The sequence below is a fragment of the Streptomyces sp. NPDC004732 genome, assembly GCF_040609235.1.
Classification (GTDB): domain Bacteria; phylum Actinomycetota; class Actinomycetes; order Streptomycetales; family Streptomycetaceae; genus Streptomyces.
The window spans coordinates 166,001-184,022 of sequence record NZ_JBEXJR010000015.1; the positions used below are offsets into that span (position 1 = coordinate 166,001).

At 69.6% G+C, this 18,022-nt stretch carries 15 protein-coding genes; 9 read left to right on the forward strand and 6 right to left on the reverse strand.

Annotated elements, in window-relative coordinates; all coding sequences use genetic code 11:
- Positions 1-346 precede the first annotated feature (346 nt).
- Positions 347-1,171 carry an HAD-IB family hydrolase gene (locus ABZV77_RS35700; RefSeq protein ID WP_306332732.1) on the forward strand — a complete coding sequence of 275 codons (825 nt, stop codon included), beginning with the start codon at positions 347-349 and terminating at the stop codon, positions 1,169-1,171.
- Between the two features lie 388 nt (positions 1,172-1,559).
- Here ABZV77_RS35700 and ABZV77_RS35705 read toward each other — a convergent pair whose 3' ends face one another.
- A complete protein-coding gene (locus ABZV77_RS35705; RefSeq protein ID WP_356266327.1) occupies positions 1,560-2,375 on the reverse strand; it encodes an oxidoreductase in 816 nt (271 codons plus the stop codon).
- Positions 2,376-2,476: 101 nt separating this feature from the next.
- Here ABZV77_RS35705 and ABZV77_RS35710 point away from each other — a divergent pair, with 101 nt between their 5' ends.
- Complete coding sequence (locus tag ABZV77_RS35710; protein WP_356266329.1) at positions 2,477-3,457, forward strand: ATP-binding protein; 981 nt, start codon at positions 2,477-2,479, stop codon at positions 3,455-3,457.
- 15 nt (positions 3,458-3,472) lie between these two features.
- Here the strand turns inward: ABZV77_RS35710 and ABZV77_RS35715 are convergent, their stop codons facing one another.
- Positions 3,473-4,744, reverse strand: coding sequence for a hypothetical protein (locus ABZV77_RS35715; protein ID WP_356266330.1), 1,272 nt, complete (start codon positions 4,742-4,744; stop codon positions 3,473-3,475).
- Between the two features lie 296 nt (positions 4,745-5,040).
- On the opposite strand from ABZV77_RS35715, the gene ABZV77_RS35720 reads away from it, so the two are divergent.
- The 6 genes from ABZV77_RS35720 (at position 5,041) to ABZV77_RS35745 (ending at position 12,978) form a co-directional block, all read left to right on the forward strand.
- Positions 5,041-7,431 carry a SulP family inorganic anion transporter gene (locus tag ABZV77_RS35720; protein ID WP_356266332.1) on the forward strand — a complete coding sequence of 797 codons (2,391 nt, stop codon included), beginning with the start codon at positions 5,041-5,043 and terminating at the stop codon, positions 7,429-7,431.
- A 108-nt stretch (positions 7,432-7,539) separates the two neighbouring features.
- Positions 7,540-9,498, forward strand: a complete 1,959-nt coding sequence (gene acs, locus ABZV77_RS35725; protein ID WP_356266334.1) for an acetate--CoA ligase — start codon at positions 7,540-7,542, stop codon at positions 9,496-9,498.
- A gap of 237 nt (positions 9,499-9,735) precedes the next feature.
- The gene (nhaA, locus tag ABZV77_RS35730; protein ID WP_356266336.1) at positions 9,736-11,142 is read left to right on the forward strand and encodes a Na+/H+ antiporter NhaA; all 1,407 of its coding nucleotides are present in this window, start codon (positions 9,736-9,738) and stop codon (positions 11,140-11,142) included.
- Between the two features lie 52 nt (positions 11,143-11,194).
- Positions 11,195-11,692, forward strand: coding sequence for a phage holin family protein (locus ABZV77_RS35735; RefSeq protein WP_356266338.1), 498 nt, complete (start codon positions 11,195-11,197; stop codon positions 11,690-11,692).
- Positions 11,689-12,630: an alpha/beta hydrolase gene (locus tag ABZV77_RS35740; protein ID WP_356266340.1), complete on the forward strand. Its 942-nt coding sequence runs from the start codon at positions 11,689-11,691 to the stop codon at positions 12,628-12,630. Before ABZV77_RS35735 ends, ABZV77_RS35740 begins: the two co-directional genes overlap by 4 nt.
- Before the next feature lie 159 nt (positions 12,631-12,789).
- A complete protein-coding gene (locus ABZV77_RS35745) occupies positions 12,790-12,978 on the forward strand; it encodes a hypothetical protein (protein WP_079075134.1) in 189 nt (62 codons plus the stop codon).
- Between the two features lie 30 nt (positions 12,979-13,008).
- On the opposite strand, the gene ABZV77_RS35750 is transcribed toward ABZV77_RS35745, so the two are convergent.
- The 3 genes from ABZV77_RS35750 to nth all read right to left on the reverse strand — a co-directional run bounded on the left by ABZV77_RS35750 (position 13,009) and on the right by nth (position 16,172).
- A complete protein-coding gene (locus ABZV77_RS35750) occupies positions 13,009-14,214 on the reverse strand; it encodes a MarP family serine protease (protein ID WP_356266342.1) in 1,206 nt (401 codons plus the stop codon).
- A 49-nt stretch (positions 14,215-14,263) separates the two neighbouring features.
- Positions 14,264-15,049, reverse strand: a complete 786-nt coding sequence (locus ABZV77_RS35755; protein ID WP_356266344.1) for a CoA pyrophosphatase — start codon at positions 15,047-15,049, stop codon at positions 14,264-14,266.
- Between the two features lie 70 nt (positions 15,050-15,119).
- On the reverse strand, positions 15,120-16,172 hold the full coding sequence (gene nth / locus ABZV77_RS35760; protein ID WP_356266346.1) for an endonuclease III: 1,053 nt from the start codon (positions 16,170-16,172) through the stop codon (positions 15,120-15,122).
- A gap of 359 nt (positions 16,173-16,531) precedes the next feature.
- Between nth and ABZV77_RS35765 the strand changes: the two genes are divergently transcribed.
- Positions 16,532-17,206 (forward strand): Crp/Fnr family transcriptional regulator, encoded by a 675-nt coding sequence (locus ABZV77_RS35765; protein ID WP_055553109.1) that lies wholly within the window; start codon positions 16,532-16,534, stop codon positions 17,204-17,206.
- 83 nt (positions 17,207-17,289) lie between these two features.
- On the opposite strand, the gene ABZV77_RS35770 is transcribed toward ABZV77_RS35765, so the two are convergent.
- A partial coding sequence (locus tag ABZV77_RS35770; protein WP_356266348.1) for an MBL fold metallo-hydrolase occupies positions 17,290-18,022 on the reverse strand: 733 nt, incomplete at its 5' end.

The window sequence follows — 18,022 nt, forward strand, 5'->3', positions numbered from 1 at the left end:
CATCACCCATACCGGTGACATCGCACTGCCTTCACGCTGACTTCCACAGAGCAGCCCTACGACTACGCTCCGTGACGGATCTTGGGCAGGGCGCGAGAAGGTCGAGAAGGGGATGAGAACGGCTCAAGGGCCGGAAGAGGATCAGCGGAGGGTTCAAAAACCCATCCGGACATGCGACGACCCCCGCCGGGGGGGAGAGCGGGGGTCGTCCCCACGGTCCGACTCGGGGGGGGAGGAGCCAGACCGGGTTAGCACGGTCGCGAACGATCCGTGACTTCCATGGTGTACCCGAGAGCCTTCTCAGGCAAACCCACGCGCCTCAGCTTACGCCGAATGGTGGGCGCCTATGCTCGGGCTCGTGGAAAACCACTCCTTGCCCCGCACTGCCGCGTTCTTTGACCTGGACAAGACGGTCATTGCGAAGTCGAGCACTCTCACCTTCAGCAAGTCGTTCTACCAAGGCGGCCTGATCAACCGCAGAGCGGTACTGCGCACTGCGTACGCGCAGTTCGTGTTCCTCGCGGGCGGCGCCGACCACGACCAGATGGAACGGATGCGTTCCTACCTGTCCGCGCTGTGCCGCGGGTGGAACGTGGAACAGGTCAAAGAGATCGTCGCCGAGACGCTGCACGACCTCATCGACCCGATCATCTACGACGAGGCGGCGTCCCTCATCGAGGAGCACCACACCGCGGGCCGCGACGTCGTCATCGTCTCCACGTCGGGTGCCGAGGTCGTCGAGCCGATCGGGGAGCTCCTCGGCGCGGACCGGGTGGTGGCGACCCGCATGGTGGTCGGGGACGACGGATGCTTCACGGGCGAGGTGGAGTACTACGCGTACGGCCCCACCAAGGCGGAGGCGGTCAAGGAGCTCGCCCAGTCGGAGGGGTACGACCTCGACCGCTGCTACGCCTACAGCGACTCGGCGACCGATCTGCCGATGCTGGAGTCGGTGGGGCACCCCTTCGCGGTCAACCCGGACCGCGCACTGCGCCGTGAGGCCCTCACGCGCGCGTGGCCGATCCTCGACTTCCACCGTCCGGTGCGCCTGAAGCAGCGCCTGCCCGCGCCGCCCAGGCCCGCCCTCGTCGCCGCTGCCGCGGTGGGCGCCGCGGCAGCCACGGCGGGTCTGGTCTGGTTCGCCAGCCGACGCCGCGCGGCCACCGGCTGACCGGGCCCGACGCCCCCGAAAGCCCATCTGGCACCCGCCCGACGGACTTGTCTGATTCGCTCCTGTTTGAACCTAAAAGTAAAGAAGTGCAGCCAGCACTTCCGCTTATCCCAGGACAGGAGTACAAAGGAGTCAACGGCCCGCGAGACCAAGGACATCCGAGAGGATCACCTTCAAACGCAGCAAAGGCCCCACGGACCGAAGCATGAACACCGAGCACCCACGCGACGTCGACCCGTCGATTACGGGCCAGCCGCACCAGGTGACGGGCAATGTCCCGACCTGATGGGCAACACTTCGAGGACGCTTGGTAACCCGGTGAACATGCCAGCGGCGGTACGGATTCCGTACCGCCGCAACCCTGTTCAGGCCCTTTTCGGCCAGCCCCTCACGCCGCGCCGCGCTGCAGCGCCTCACAGACCGCCGTCGACTCCCTGACGCCGAGCTCGACCGCCTTGCCACAGTGGGCGATCCAGGCCGCCATGCCCTCCGGTCTGCCGGACGCATAGCCGTCGAGGGCCGCCACATAGGCCGCCCGCCCCAGCTCCGCGTATCCCGCCTCGGCCGGGCAGACCGACTTCGGGTCGAGGCCGCTGCCCACCAGGACGATGCGCTCGGCCGCGCGCGCGACCAGGCCGTTGTGCGAGCCGAAGGGGCGCAGGCTGATCAGTTCGCCGTGGACGACGGCCGCCGTCACCAGCGCAGGCGCCGCGCTGCCCGCGATGATCAGCTGCGACAGGCCCTCCAGGCGGCCCGCCACCTCGTCCGCGTCCGGCAGCGGAAGCTCGACCAACGGCTCGTCGACGGGCTCGCCCGCAAGACGCGGTCGGCCCGCACCCTCCTCGGAGTCGGCCGCGGCGACCAGGTGCAGGCGCGCCAGGACCCGCAGCGGCGACTGCCTCCAGATGGACAGGAGTTGGCCCGCCTCCGCGGTCAGCCGCAGGGCCGCGCCGACCGTGCGCTCCTCGCCGTCACCGCTGAAGTCGGTGCGCCGACGCACCTCTTCGAGAGCCCACTCGGCGCCGGAGAGCGCCGCGGAGCCCCGAGCACCGCGCAGCGCCGCCTCGGAGGTGATCTCGTTGCTGCGGCGTCGCATGACCCGGTGTCCGTAGACCCGGTCCACGGCCTTGCGCACGGAGTCCACTGAGTCGGCCACGCCGGGGAGTGCCCCGAGGGCCGCAATGGGATCGGCTGTCGTACTCATGAGTACGACCCTACGTACTTCCGGGCTCCCCTCCACGAAGGAGTGGTCTTCTTCACGCACATGGCGCACCCGGAGTGATCGAGCCGCTACGCTACGTGGTTATGAAAATCGCTTTCGTCGGGAAGGGCGGCAGCGGCAAGACCACGCTGTCCTCGCTCTTCATCCGTCACCTCGCAAGCACCGGCGCGCCCGTCATCGCGGTCGACGCCGACATCAACCAGCACCTGGGACCCGCCCTGGGCCTCGACGAGGCGGCGGCCGCCGAGCTGCCCGCCCTGGGCGCGCGGCTGCCTCTGATCAAGGACTACCTGCGGGGCTCCAATCCGCGGATCGCCTCCTCGGACACGATGATCAAGACGACGCCCCCCGGTGAGGGCTCGCGGCTCCTGCGGGTGCGCGAGGAGAACCCGGTGTTCGACGCGTGCGCACGGCCCGTGGAACTCGACGACGCCACCGTCCGTTTGATGGTCACCGGGCAGTTCACCGAAGCCGACCTCGGTGTCGCCTGCTACCACTCCAAGACGGGAGCAGTGGAGCTCTGTCTGAACCACCTGGTCGACGGCCGTGACGAGTACGCGGTCGTGGACATGACCGCAGGCTCGGACTCCTTCGCCTCCGGCATGTTCACCCGCTTCGACATGACGTTCCTGGTGGCCGAGCCGACGAAGAAGGGGGTCTCCGTCTATCGCCAGTACAAGGAGTACGCCCGGGACTTCGGCGTGAGCCTCGCGGTCGTCGGCAACAAGGTGCAGGGCCAGGACGACATCGACTTCCTGCGCGAGCAGGTAGGCGACGACCTCCTGGTGACCGTCGGGCACTCGGACTGGGTGCGCGCCATGGAGAAGGGGCGCCCGCCCCGCTTCGAGCTCCTGGAGGAGGAGAACCGCCGCTCCCTCCGGGCGCTGCAGAAGGCGGTCGACGCCTCGTACGAGCGCCGGGACTGGGAGCGGTACACGAGCCAGATGGTCCACTTCCACCTGAAGAACGCGCAGAGTTGGGGCAACGAGCGGACGGGGGCCGACCTGGCTGCCCAGGTCGACCCCGCCTTCGTGCTGCGCGAGCGCATGACCGCCACGGCCTGAACAGGCCGCCGGGTGCTACTGCTTGGCCGCCGGAGCGCCCGGGACGCCCTTCGGGGCCGGGGCGGGCTGGGCGGAGAGGAATGCCGCCCAGCCTTCCTTCGGCGCCTTGCCGACCGGCAGCCCGGTCAGCTTCGCCAGCACCTTCGGGTCCTGCGCGTCGAGCCAGTCCGCGAGTTGGCGGAAGGAGACGCAGCGCACGTCGCGCTTGGTGCAGACCGTTTCGATGGTCTCCTCGATGGCGCGCATGTACGTGCCGCCGTTCCAGGACTCGAAGTGGTTGCCGATGATCAGCGGCGCGCGGTTTCCCTTATAGGCGCGGTCGAAGCCCTGGAGCAGGCCGTCACGCATCTGATCGCCCCAGTACTCGTGCTGGGACGGGTCGCCGTGCGAGGTCGAACCGGACTGGTTGACCATGAAGTTGTAGTCCATGGTGAGCGTCTCGAACTTGCGGCCCGGCACCGGGACGAGCTGCATCGACAGGTCCCACAGCCCTTCCTTCTTCTTGGGCCAGAGCTGGTTGTTGACGCCGCTGGTGTCGTAGCGGAAGCCCAGCTCGCGGGCCGCGCGCATGAAGTTCTTCTGGCCTTCGAGGCAGGGCGTGCGGGCGCCGACCAGTTCCTTGTCGTAGTCGAAGGGCAGGGGGTGCGCCTTCTTCATGCCCGTGTTCGTCTTCCAGGCCTTCACAAAGGACTTGGCCTGGTTGATCTCGCTCTTCCAGTCCTCGACGGACCACTCGCCCACCCCTCGGCCGGCGCCGCAGAAGTGGCCGTTGAAGTGGGTGCCGACTTCGTTGCCCTCGAGCCAGGCGCCGCGGAGCTGGTCCACGGTGTCCTTGATTCCCTTGCGGTCGTTGAAGCCGATGTCCGAGCTTCCGGCCATGTGCTGCGGCGGCTTGTAGAGGCTCCGCTTGCCCTCCGGGAGCATGTACACGCCGCTGAGGAAGTAGGTCATCGTCGCGTCGTTCCGCTTGGCGACCTTGCGGAAGTGCGAGAACAGCTTCTGACTGTCCTCGCCCGCCCCGTCCCAGGAGAAGACCACGAACTGCGGCGGCTTCTGGCCCGGCTTCAGGCGGGCGGGTCTGGGCAGGTTCGGCTGTTTCCCGGTGAAGGCCGTGGAGCCGTCACCGATCATGCGGACGGCGCTCTTGGGGGCGGGGGCACCGGCCCCCTTCTTCGCGCCCTGGGCGCCTTCCTTCGCGCCGGTGCTGCCGTCGGCGCAGCCGGCCAGTGCCGCTCCGCACGCCACGAGGGCGGTCAGGCTCGCGGTGATCCTCCGGGTGGCGGCCATGTTCCGCCCACCTACTTCCGTGCAAGTCGGGACAGTTCGGACCGAACCTCGCACGGTGTCCGGAATCTGATGTTCCGACGAGCCGATTAAATTTCTTATTCACTCATCGGAGTGATTGATTGCCCCATTTGCCATAAAAATCCCTCCCAGACCTTTACTCTGGATTACGATCCGTTTACCGAGAGTTGAGAAATCCCGCCGCTGCACGCCGTGACCCACGGCCGCGATCTGCCCTCCGGAGACCTTCGGAGGACCCCTTGTCCCGCGACCGCGCTGCCCCGGAGGAGACGGGAAACATGTCTGCCTGCGTCCCCACTCGCACCCCTGACTCGGCTCACACGCCACGCGCCAACAACCCCCACGCCCCACCGCCCGGCAAGAGGTTCCGCATCGCCGGTGCCGACCTCTCCGCGTCGGTCGCCGTCTTCCTGATCGCCCTGCCGCTGTCGCTGGGCATCGCCCTCGCCACCGGAGCGCCGCTCCAGGCGGGCCTCGTCGCCGCCGCCGTCGGCGGCATCCTCGCCGGAGCGCTCGGCGGATCACCGCTGCAGGTCAGCGGCCCCGCCGCCGGCCTCACCGTCGTCACCGCCGACCTCATCCACCGGTACGGATGGCGCACCACCTGCGCGATCACCGTCCTCGCCGGACTCGCCCAACTCGGCCTCGGCTGCCTGCACGTGGCCCGCACCGCGCTCGCCGTCAGCCCCGCCGTCGTACACGGCATGCTGACCGGCATCGGGATCACCATCGCCGTCGCCCAGCTGCACATCGTGCTCGGCAGCACCCCGCAGAGCTCCGTGCTCGACAACCTCAAGGCGCTCCCGGCCCAGCTGGCCGACCTGCATCCGGCCGCCCTGACGATCAGCCTGCTGACCCTCGCGATCCTGCTGCTCTGGCCACGGATTCCCGGGCGGGTGGGGCGCTTTACGCGCGTCCTGCCCGCGGCCCTCGTCTCCGTCGCCGCCGCGACGGCCGTCTCCGCGCTCGCCGGACTCCGGGTCGACGAGGTCGACCTGCCGTCCTGGCGCAGCCACGCACTGGCCGGGCTGCCGGAAGGGCCCGCACTCGGGCTCGTCGCCGCCGTCCTCACCATCACGCTGGTCTGCAGCGTGCAGTCGCTGCTCGGCGCCGTCGCCGTGGACAAGGTCATCTCCGGACAGGCCGAGCTGCACCCGGGCGTGCGCCGCTCCGACCTCGACCGCGAGCTGCTCGGCCAGGGCGCGGCGAACATCGTGTCCGGAGCGCTCGGCGGACTCCCCGTCGCCGGAGTCGCCGTGCGCAGCATGGCCAACATCCGCGCGGGCGCCGTCAGCAGGAACTCCACGATGCTGCACGGCGTTTGGGTAGTAGTGGCAGCGCTGCTCCTGGTCCCCGTCCTGGAGCTGATCCCCCTGGCCGCCCTGGCCGCCCTCGTCATGGTCGTCGGCATCCAGATGGTCAGCCTGAACCACATCCGCACCATCACGCGCCACCGCGAGATCGTCGTCTATGCGGTGACGAGCCTCGGCGTGGTCTTCCTCGGCGTCCTGGAAGGTGTGGCGCTCGGCGTCGCCGTGGCCGTGGGCGTCTCGCTGCACCGGCTCGCCCGCACCCGGATCACCCACTGCGAGGACGCAGGCGTCCATCACGTGCGGGTGCGCGGGCAGTTGACGTTCCTCGCGGTGCCGCGGCTCAGCAAGGCGCTGCACCAGGTGCCCCACGGGGCCGACGTGATGGTGGAGTTGGACGGGTCCTTCATGGACCATGCCGCGTACGAATCGTTGCAGTGCTGGCAGGACGCGCACACCGCGCACGGCGGCAGCGTCGAGGTCACAGGACGCGCCGGGACCCGTATCGCCGTCCCCGCCGGGGGCTCGGGTCCGCGCAGCCGGGAGCTGGTGGGTGCCTCCCACTCCTGTTGCAGGCCGTGGGCGCCGTGGCGCAACCACCACTGCGACCGGCCCCAGGAGGAGCGGCAGGAAGGACAGGAGGGGAGGCGGCCCAGCGGGCACCAACTGGCGAGCGGGATCAGCGCCTTCCAGCGGAACACGGCGCCTCACGTGCGCGGCGAGCTGGCCAGGCTCGCGCGCGAGGGGCAGCAGCCCGCACAGCTCTTCCTGACCTGCGCGGACTCCCGGGTCGTCACATCGATGATCACGTCGAGCGGCCCCGGCGATCTCTTCGTCGTCCGCAATGTGGGCAATCTGGTGCCGCTGCCGGGCGCGGAGAGCGGGGACGACTCCGTGGGCGCCGCCATCGAGTACGCGGTGGATGTGCTCAAGGTCCGGTCCATCACCGTGTGCGGGCACTCCGGATGCGGCGCCATGCAGGCGCTGCTCACCACCCCGCCGGGCGGCGCCCAGACCCCGCTGAAGCGGTGGCTGCGGCACGGCCTGCCGAGCCTGGAGCGCATGGGCGCGCAGGACAGGGCATGGGCGCGCCTCGCCGGTCGCGCGCCCGCCGATGCGGTCGAGCAGCTCTGCCTCACCAATGTGGTGCAGCAACTGGAGCACTTGAGGGCGCACGAGTCGGTGGCGCGCCGACTTGCCGAAGGTGATCTTGAGCTGCACGGTATGTACTTCCACGTCGGAGAGGCGCAGTCCTATCTGCTGACGGAGGGCAGTGGTGCCGAGCCGCTTCCCGACGAGGTCTTCGATCAGGTGGCGCCCACAGCGCATGCCGAGGCCCAGCGGACCCCCTCCGGGTAAAGGTCTAAACCAATTTTCGGCAGACCCTTGTCACCGCGGGTTGCGTCTGATGAGCTGTGGCTTCGGACACAACGGTCGCCTCCGGCAAAGCAGCGCAAGGGAGATGTCGTGAGCAACGAAAGCCTGGCCAACCTCTTGAAGGAGGAGCGTCGATTCGCGCCGCCGGCGGAGCTGGCAGCCGCCGCCAACGTCACGGCGGAAGCGTACGAACAGGCCAAGGCTGACCGGCTCGGCTTCTGGGCCGAGCAGGCCCGTCGGCTGACCTGGGCCACGGAGCCGACCGAGACGCTCGACTGGTCGAACCCGCCGTTCGCCAAGTGGTTCGCCGACGGCAAGCTCAACGTCGCGTACAACTGCGTCGACCGCCACGTAGAGGCGGGCAACGGCGACCGTGTCGCGATCCACTTCGAGGGTGAGCCCGGCGACAGCCGGGCCATCACCTATGCGGAGCTGAAGGACGAGGTCAGCCGCGCCGCCAACGCACTGACCGAGCTGGGCGTCCAGAAGGGCGACCGGGTCGCCGTCTATCTGCCGATGATCCCCGAGGCGGTCGTCGCGATGCTGGCCTGTGCCCGCATCGGCGCCGCCCACTCGGTGGTCTTCGGCGGCTTCTCCGCCGACGCGATCGCCAAGCGCATCGAGGACGCGGACGCCAAGGTCGTCATCACCTCCGACGGCGGGTACCGCCGGGGCAAGCCCGCCGCGCTCAAGCCCGCCGTGGACGAGGCCGTCAGCCGCGTCGACGGCGTCCGGCACGTCCTCGTCGTCCAGCGCACCAAGCAGGACGTGGCGTGGACCGAGGGCCGCGACGTGTGGTGGCACGAGATCACCCAGAAGCAGTCCGCCGAGCACACCCCCGAGGCCTTCGACGCGGAGCACCCGCTCTTCATCCTCTACACCTCGGGCACCACGGGTAAGCCGAAGGGCATCCTGCACACCTCCGGCGGTTACCTCACGCAGGCGGCGTACACCCACCACGCCGTCTTCGACCTCAAGCCCGAGACCGACGTCTACTGGTGCACGGCCGACATCGGCTGGGTCACCGGCCACTCGTACATCACGTACGGACCGCTGGCGAACGGCGCGACCCAGGTGATGTACGAGGGCACCCCCGACACCCCGCACCAGGGCCGCTTCTGGGAGATCGTCCAGAAGTACAAGGTCACCATCCTGTACACGGCGCCCACGGCCATTCGTACGTTCATGAAGTGGGGCGACGACATCCCCGCGAAGTTCGACCTCAGCAGCCTGCGGGTGCTCGGGTCGGTCGGTGAGCCGATCAACCCCGAGGCCTGGGTCTGGTACCGGAAGAACATCGGCGGCGACAAGTGCCCCATCGTGGACACCTGGTGGCAGACCGAGACCGGCGCGATGATGATCTCGCCGCTGCCGGGCGTGACCGAGACCAAGCCGGGCAGCGCCCAGCGCGCCCTGCCGGGCATCTCCGCCACCGTCGTCGACGACGACGCGAACGAGGTGCCGGACGGCGGCGGTGGCTATCTGGTCCTGACCGAGCCGTGGCCGTCGATGCTGCGCACCATCTGGGGCGACGACCAGCGGTTCATCGACACGTACTGGTCGCGTTTCGAGGGCAAGTACTTCGCCGGTGACGGCGCCAAGAAGGACGACGACGGCGACATCTGGCTGCTCGGCCGCGTGGACGACGTGATGCTCGTCTCCGGGCACAACATCTCCACCACGGAGGTCGAGTCGGCGCTCGTCTCGCACCCGGCGGTCGCCGAGGCGGCGGTCGTGGGCGCGGCGGACGAGACCACCGGACAGGCCATCGTCGCCTTCGTGATCCTGCGGGGCACGGCGAACGCCGATGACGAAGGGCTCGTCGCCGAGCTGCGCAACCACGTGGGTGCCACGCTCGGCCCGATCGCCAAGCCGAAGCGGGTCCTTCCGGTGGCCGAGCTGCCGAAGACCCGGTCCGGCAAGATCATGCGCCGACTGCTGCGGGACGTCGCGGAGAACCGTGCGGTCGGTGATGTCACCACGCTCGCCGACTCCTCCGTGATGGATCTCATCCAGACCAAGCTCCCGGCCGCGCCGAGCGAGGACTGACCCCGGGAAACAGCGGGTTCACGTAAGCACAAGGAGCCGTCCGGCAGCGCGCCGGGCGGCTCCTCTGTGCTTAAGGTGAAGATCACCGGATACGTCCGGGCGTACGTTAGGTAAGCTAAGAATCGCGTCAACAGCGCGTCAAGAACGCAACGGGACGCGACGAGAAGTACCTAGGTGCGCCGGGAAGTCTGGTCGGCATGTGCTCTGCCCTGCCCACCCGACCGGAGGTCGAATCTCGTGACCGCGCCCGCCCCCCACCGCAGCAACGACCGCAAGGTGCTCGGACGCCTCTCGCTCCCCGAGCGGAACTTCGTCGCGGACGCCCTGCGCACCGAGACCGTCGGCGGCGTACTGCTGCTCGTCGCCGCGGTCGCCGCGCTGATCTGGGCCAATACGGCCGGTGGCTCCTACGACTCCATACGGAGCTTCCACCTCGGCCCCGGCTCCCTCGGGCTCGACCTCTCCATCCAGCACTGGGCGGCCGACGGTCTGCTCGCCGTCTTCTTCTTCGTGGCGGGCATCGAACTCAAGCGCGAGCTGGTCGCGGGCGATCTGCGCGACCCCAAGGCGGCGGCGCTGCCCGTCGTCGCGGCGCTCTGCGGCATGGCCGTGCCCGCGCTCGTGTACGTCCTCACCAACACCGTCGGCGGCGGCTCGATGGACGGCTGGGCCGTGCCGACCGCCACCGACATCGCCTTCGCGCTCGCGGTCCTCGCGGTCATCGGCACCTCGCTGCCGTCCGCGCTGCGCGCCTTCCTGCTGACCCTCGCCGTCGTCGACGACCTCTTCGCGATCCTGATCATCGCGGTCTTCTTCACCAGTGACCTCAACTTCGCCGCGCTCGGCGGCGCCGTCCTCGGCCTCGTCGTGTTCTGGCTGCTGCTCAGGAAGCGGGTCCGGGGCTGGTACATCTACGTTCCGCTGGCGCTCGCCATCTGGGGCCTGATGTACAACAGCGGCATCCACGCCACCATCGCGGGCGTCGCCATGGGCCTGATGCTGCGCTGCCACAAGGAGGACGAGAGCGAGGAGCACTCCCCCGGCGAGCACATCGAACATCTCGTACGTCCCCTCTCCGCGGGCCTGGCCGTGCCGCTGTTCGCCCTGTTCAGCGCGGGAGTGGTGGTCACGGGCGGCGCGCTCGGCGACGTCTTCACCAAGCCGGAGACGCTCGGTGTGGTCCTCGGCCTGGTCGTCGGCAAGGCGGTCGGCATCTTCGGCGGCACCTGGCTCGCGGCGCGCTTCACCAAGGCGGAGCTGAACGACGACCTGGCCTGGCCCGACGTGTTCGCCGTCGCCTCACTGGCGGGCATCGGCTTCACCGTCTCGCTGCTGATCGGCGAGCTCGCCTTCACCGAGGATCCGCTGCTCACCGACGAGATCAAGGCGGCCGTCCTGGCCGGCTCCCTCATCGCGGCCCTGCTCTCCGGGATCCTCCTTAAGATGCGCAACGCCAAGTACCGCAAGCTGTGCGAGGACGAGGAGCGCGACGACGACCTCAGCGGGGTCCCCGACATCTACGAGATGGACGACCCGGAGTACCACCGCCGCATGGCCGCCATCTATGAGAAGAAGGCCGCGGAGCACCGGAGGCTTGCCGAAGTAGCGGGTGGGGAACGCGAGGATGGCAACGGTCCGGCATGATCTGAGCAGACATATCTCAGAAGAGATCAGAAGAGAAAAAGGGGAGAACGCGATGAGCTCACCCGACGGCCCCGTCGGCGCCGAGCGCAGCCTCGGCCAACTGGTCGCCACGGCGACCGGTGAGATGTCCGCGCTGGTGCACGACGAGATCGCGCTGGCCAAGGCCCAGCTGCGACAGGACGTCAAGCGCGGCGCGATCGGCGGTGGCGCGTTCGCCGCGGCCGGTGCGGTCCTCATCTTCTCGCTGCCCATGCTGAGCTTCGCGCTGGCATACGGCATCCGGACCTGGAGCGGCTGGAACCTCGCCGTCTGCTTCCTGCTGTCCTTCGCCGCCAATGTGCTGGTTGCCGGGCTGCTCGCGCTGATCGGCGTCGTCTTCGCGAAGAAGGCCAAGAAGGGCAAGGGCCCGCAGAAGGTCGCCGCTTCGGCCAAGGAGACGGCTGCCGTACTGGGGAACGTCAAGCCGCATCCCCGCGCGGTGAACCCTGCGGGTGCAGTCGACGTCCGAATCGGTGAGACGGGGGCCACTGTGGCACGCTCGTCCTCATGACGGACCCCGCCGCCCCATCGGCCCAACCCTCCGCCTCGGTCGTACGCATCGAGGGACCCTGGACCCACCGGGATGTGGCCGCCAACGGCGCGCGCTTCCACATCGCCGAGATGGGGGACGGGCCGCTGGTCCTGCTCCTGCACGGCTTCCCGCAGTTCTGGTGGACGTGGCGGCACCAGATGGTGGCGCTTGCCGACGCGGGTTTCCGGGCCGTCGCGATGGACCTGCGGGGCGTGGGCGGCAGCGACCGCACGCCCCGTGGCTACGACCCGGCGAACCTCGCCCTCGACATCACGGGCGTCGTGCGCTCCCTAGGCGAGCCGGACGCCGCGCTCGTCGGGCACGACCTGGGCGGGTACCTCGCGTGGACGGCGGCCGTGATGCGGCCCAAGCTGGTGCGCCGCCTCGCCGTCTCCTCGATGCCGCACCCGCGGCGCTGGCGCTCGGCGATGCTGTCGGACCGCAAGCAGACCGCGTCGGCCTCGTACGTGTGGGGCTTCCAGCGGCCCTGGGTGCCGGAGCGTCAACTCGTCGCCGATGACGGGGCCCTGGTGGGCCGTCTGGTGCGGGACTGGTCAGGTCCCGGCCTGCCGGACGACGAGGCGGTCGAGACGTACCGGCGTGCCATGTGCATCCCGTCGACGGCGCACTGCTCGGTCGAGCCGTACCGCTGGATGGTGCGGTCGATGGCGCGGCCCGACGGCATCCAGTTCAACCGCCGCATGAAGCGGCCGGTGCGGGTGCCGACGCTGCATCTGCACGGCTCGCTCGACCCGGTGATGCGGACGAGGAGCGCGGCGGGATCGGGAGAGTACGTCGAAGCGCCCTACCGTTGGCGGCTGTTCGACGGTCTCGGGCACTTCCCGCACGAGGAGGACCCGGTGGCGTTCTCCACGGAGCTGGTGAACTGGCTGAAGGATCCCGAGCCGGATCGGTGAAGGTTCGCGGGGTTTCGCGGGGTGGGGCGTGGAGATTCCCGAGGTTTTCCCGAGCCCTGTGCGAACGCATGTCCTACGAACGCCAATTGCCTCGCGCATAGGCCAATTGGGGCCCCTGTGCGCGATTACCGACCATGAGGCACGGGCAGACGTCGGGGTATGGGCTGGACGCACGACTACAGTGACGTAGCACGCAATCGCCGCTCGGCCACAGCGCTGAACAGCCGTGAGAGGGGCGGGCCACAGGATCCGGGCCACCACGGCCCCCCTCAAGAAATGGGCATTCCCCGCATTCTCCGCCGCAGGGCCCGCTGGGTCTCCGCGCGGCTCCGGCACACGCGCGACTGACCCCGTTCTCCGGGCCCCCCGGCCGCCGCTCTAGAGCGCGCAGCCCTCGCTGTCGACCTCTTGGTTGGCGGTGCGGCCCCGCTCGATGTCCGCGCGCACCTCGTCCGCCGTCAGCGCATAGCCGGTGTCCGGGTCGTCGAGGGACTTCGCGAAGACCACGCCGTAGACCTTGCCGTCGGGCGTGAGCAGCGGGCCGCCGGAGTTGCCCTGGCGGACGGTCGCGTAGAGCGAGTACACATCACGGCGCACGGTGCCGCGGTGGTAGATGTCCGGGCCCTTGGCCGTGATGCGGCCGCGCACGCGCGCGGGACGGACGTCGTAGGGCCCGTCCTCGGGGAAGCCCGCGACGATGGCGCCCGCGCCACTGGTCGCGTCCTTGGACGTGAACTGCAGGGGCGGCGCCTTCAGCGTGGGCACGTCCAGTACGGCGATGTCCCGCTCCCAGTCGTAGAGCACGACCTTCGCGTCGTACACCTGGTTGTGATCGCCTATCTGGACCGTCGGCTCGTCCACGCCGCCGACCACGTGCGCGTTCGTCATCACGCGGCGGTCCGCGAAGACGAAGCCGGTGCCTTCGAGGACCTTGCCGCAACTGCGGGCCTCACCGCGGACCTTCACGATGGAGCGCTTGGCCTTCGTGGCGACCTCGCTCTTGGCGAGCTTGGGGTCCGGCGGCTGGACGTCCTTGATCGGCTCGTTCGAGAACGGGCTGAAGACCTGCGGGAAACCGTTCTGCGCGAGGACCGACGAGAAGTCGTTGAACCACGTGTCGGCCTGGTTGGGCAGGGTGCGGGAGACGCCGAGCAGCACCTTGGAGTTGCGCACTTCCTTGCCCAGCGTCGGCAGCGTGGTGCCCGCGAGGGCGGAGCCGATCAGCCAGGCGACGAGGAGCATCGCCACGACGTTGACCAGGGCGCCGCCCGTCGCGTCCAGCGCGCGGGCCGGCTGCCAGGTGATGTATCTGCGCAGCTTGTTGCCGAGGTGGGTGGTGAAGGCCTGCCCGATCGAGGCACAGACGATCACGATGACGACGGCGACCACCGCCGCGGTCGTGCTCACCGTGCCCGCGTCGTCGTCCGTGAGGGCGTCCCAGACGATCGGCAGGAGATAGACGGCGACGAGACCGCCGCCCAGGAAGCCGATCACCGAGAGGATGCCGACCACGAAGCCCTGGCGGTACCCCACGACCGCGAACCACACGGCGGCGAGCAGCAGCAGGACGTCCAGCACGTTCACCGATTCAATCCTCGCCTCGCATCGCGGTCGCCCGTTCCCCGCAACCTTGTCATGCGCGCCAGTCGAGCGGGACCTGCCTGCTGCGGTCCCAGGGGCGCTCCCAGCCCGCGAAGTGCAGGATTCTATCGATCACTCCGGCCGTGAAACCCCAGACCAGGGCGGACTCGACGAGGAACGCGGGGCCGTGGTGACCGCTGGGGTGCACCGCCGTCGCCCGGTTCTCCGGGTCCGTGAGATCGGCCACGGGAACCGTGAAGACCCGGGCCGTCTCGTTCGGATCGACGACGCCCACCGGCGTCGGGGTGCGCCACCAGCCGAGGACGGGCGTCACGACGAAGTCGCTCACGGGGATGAAGAGCCGAGGCAGCTCGGCGAAGAGCTGGACGCCCCCGGGGTCGAGCCCCGTCTCCTCCTCGGCCTCGCGCAGAGCGGCCCGCAGCGGCCCCTCGCCCTGGGGGTCGCCGTCCTCGGGGTCGAGCGCACCGCCGGGGAAGGAGGGCTGACCGGCGTGCGACCTGAGGGACCCGGCGCGCTCCATCAGGAGCATCTCGGGACCCTGATCACCCTCTCCGAAGAGGATGAGCACGGCGGACTGCCGCCCGGCACCGCTCTCCGGCGGCAGAAAACGGCTCAGCTGAAGCGGCTGGACGGTCTCTGCGGCATGGACGACCGGGTCGAGCCAGGAGGGCAGACCTGCGGTACTGAGCAAGGGGTGGCCTTCATGGGACGCCCGCCCCGCAGAAGGCACCTGGCCCGCGTGGGGCGCCCCGCCCGCGTGGGTCACCCGGCTCGTTCCGCCGTCCATGGCGTTCGTCGTCTCGCTCGCGTGCGTCATCGGCACCCCCGTCCGTCTCTGGACAACGCTCTCTCCCCTGCGGTTCGTTCCACCCTGCGTCGCCGTCACCTCATCCCGTGGCGAGCGGAGGAGCCGGCTTGCCGGGATAGTCCGGCGGCGGCTTCAGGCGCTGGCCCGGGAGGCCGCCCATCTCGTACTTGAGCAGCTTCTTCGCCTTCTCAGGGTCCGTCTCGCCCTCTCCGTACGACGGACAGAGCGGGGCGATCGGGCAGGCACCGCAGGCGGGCTTGCGGGAGTGGCAGATGCGGCGGCCGTGGAAGATCACGCGGTGCGAGAGCATCGTCCACTCGCTCTTCGGGAAGAGCTCGGCGACGGCCGTCTCGACCTTCTCCGGGTCGGTCTCCGCGGTCCACTTCCAGCGGCGGACCAGGCGGCCGAAGTGGGTGTCCACGGTGATGCCGGGGACGCCGAAGGCATTGCCCAGCACGACGAAGGCGGTCTTGCGGCCCACTCCTGGCAGCTTCACGAGATCGTCTATGCGGCCGGGGACCTCGCCGCCGAAGTCGTCCCGCAGGGCCTTCGCCAGGCCCATGATCGACTTGGTCTTGGCGCGGAAGAAGCCGGTCGGCCTGATCAGCTCCTCGACCTCCTCGGGGACGGCCGCGGCCAGGTCCTCCGGAGTCGGGTACTTGGCGAAGAGGCGCGGAGTCGTCTGGTTCACGCGCAGGTCGGTGGTCTGGGCGGAGAGGACCGTGGCGACCAGGAGCTCGAAGGGGTTCTCGAAGTCCAGCTCCGGGTGTGCGTACGAATACACCTCGGCGAGCTCGCGGTTGATCCGCCGGGCGCGGCGGACGAGGGCGGTGCGGGATTCCTGCGGAGCGGTGGCGGTGGAAGTGGCGGAGGCAGTGGCGGCCGGGGGCTTCTTGGCTACGGCGGCCTTCTTGGCTGCCGCGGCCTTCTTGGTCGCGGCCGTCGTCTTGGTCGCGGCCGTCGTCGTCTTCGCCGGGGCCGTCTTCTTCGCCGGGGCCGTCTTCTTTGCCGAGGCTGCCTTCTTGGTCGCGGCCGTCGTCTTGGCTGCGGCCACCTTCTTCGCCGGGGCGGCGGTCTTCTTGGCGGGCGCCTTCTTGGCGACGGCCTTCGCCGTCGTCTTCTTCGCGTTCACAGGGACGACCTCATCGCCGGAGACATCAGGGAAGCTGTCCGATTTGTCGCTTTGTCAGGGGCGTAGGACGCATGTTCGCCCACAGCGGAATTGCGGGGTGCGGCCACCTTCTCAGCCCCCTCGGCCTGCGCTCTCACCGGCTTTTTGGACACCCGGCCAGCCTAGAGCCCGGCACTGACATTCGTCCTTGACCCCATGGATCGGCCCCCAATTGGCCCCCTCCCGCACAGCTCGCGACGTCAGTGCGGCAGACTTGTGACTGATCACACTGTTTGGACCGTCCGGCAAAATGGGGAACACGGACCCCTGATATGCGGGGGAATCAAGATCCCCTGAGCAGGTCGACAAGGAGAGAACTCGTGGACGACGTTCTGCGGCGCGCCCCGCTCTTCGCGGCGCTCGATGACGAGCAGGCCGCGGAGCTTCGCGGCTCCATGAGTGAGGTGACGCTCGCGCGCGGAGACGCCCTTTTCCATGAGGGAGACCCGGGCGACCGCCTCTACGTGGTCACCGAAGGCAAGGTGAAGCTGCACCGCACCTCGCCCGACGGGCGCGAGAACATGCTTGCGGTGCTCGGCCCCGGCGAGCTCATCGGTGAGCTTTCGCTCTTCGACCCGGGCCCGCGGACGGCGACCGCCTCCGCCCTCACCGAGGTGAAGCTCCTCGGCCTGGGCCACGGCGACCTCCAGCCCTGGCTGAACGCCCGCCCCGAGGTGGCATCCGCGCTGCTGCGCGCCGTCGCCCGGCGCCTGCGCAAGACCAACGACCAGATGTCCGACCTGGTCTTCTCCGACGTGCCCGGCCGAGTGGCCCGCGCGCTCCTCGACCTGTCGCGCCGCTTCGGCGTGCAGTCCGAGGAGGGCATCCACGTCGTGCACGACCTCACGCAGGAAGAGCTGGCCCAGCTGGTCGGCGCCTCCCGCGAGACGGTCAACAAGGCGCTCGCGGACTTCGCCGGTCGCGGTTGGCTGCGACTGGAGGCCCGTGCCGTGATCCTGCTGGACGTGGAGCGGCTGGCCAAGCGGTCGCGCTGACGCTGTATCCGTACGTCGATGGGTCCCGCCTCCTGGGAGGCGGGACCCATTCGCGCTTTCCGGACCCACCGGGCTCGGGCCCCTCAGATCAGCCCGTGCTCCCGCAAGTAGTCCAGCTGGGCCCTGACCGAGAGCTCCGCCGCGGGCCACAGTGAGCGGTCCACGTCGGCGTACACGTGCGCGACGACGTCGGCGGCCTCCACGTGGCCGTTCTCCACGGCCGTCTCGACCTGGGCCAGGCGCGTGGCGCGGTGCGCCAGGTAGAACTCGACGGCCCCTTGTGCGTCCTCCAGGACCGGCCCGTGGCCCGGCAGGACCGTGTGGACGCCGTCGTCGACCGTCAGGGAGCGCAGTCGCCGCAGGGAGTCCAGGTAGTCGCCCAGGCGGCCGTCGGGGTGCGCCACGACCGTCGTGCCGCGGCCGAGGATCGTGTCGCCCGTCAGGACCGCGCGGTCCGCGGGGAGGTGGAAGCAGAGCGAGTCCGCCGTGTGGCCGGGGGTCGCCACGACGGGCATCTCCAGGCCTCCCGTGGTGATGACGTCACCGGCGGCCAGGCCCTCGTCGCCGAGGCGCAGGGCGGGGTCCAGGGCGCGCACGGGGGTGCGGGTCAGCTCGGCGAATCGGGCGGCGCCCTCGGCGTGGTCGGGGTGGCCGTGCGTGAGCAGGGTCAGGGCCACGTGCTTGCCCATCTTCTCGGCCGTCTCGATGACGTGGCTCAAGTGGGCGTCGTCCAGCGGGCCCGGGTCGATGACCACCGCCAGCGGGGAGTCGGGCTCGGAGACGATCCAGGTGTTCGTGCCGTCCAGGGTCATCGCC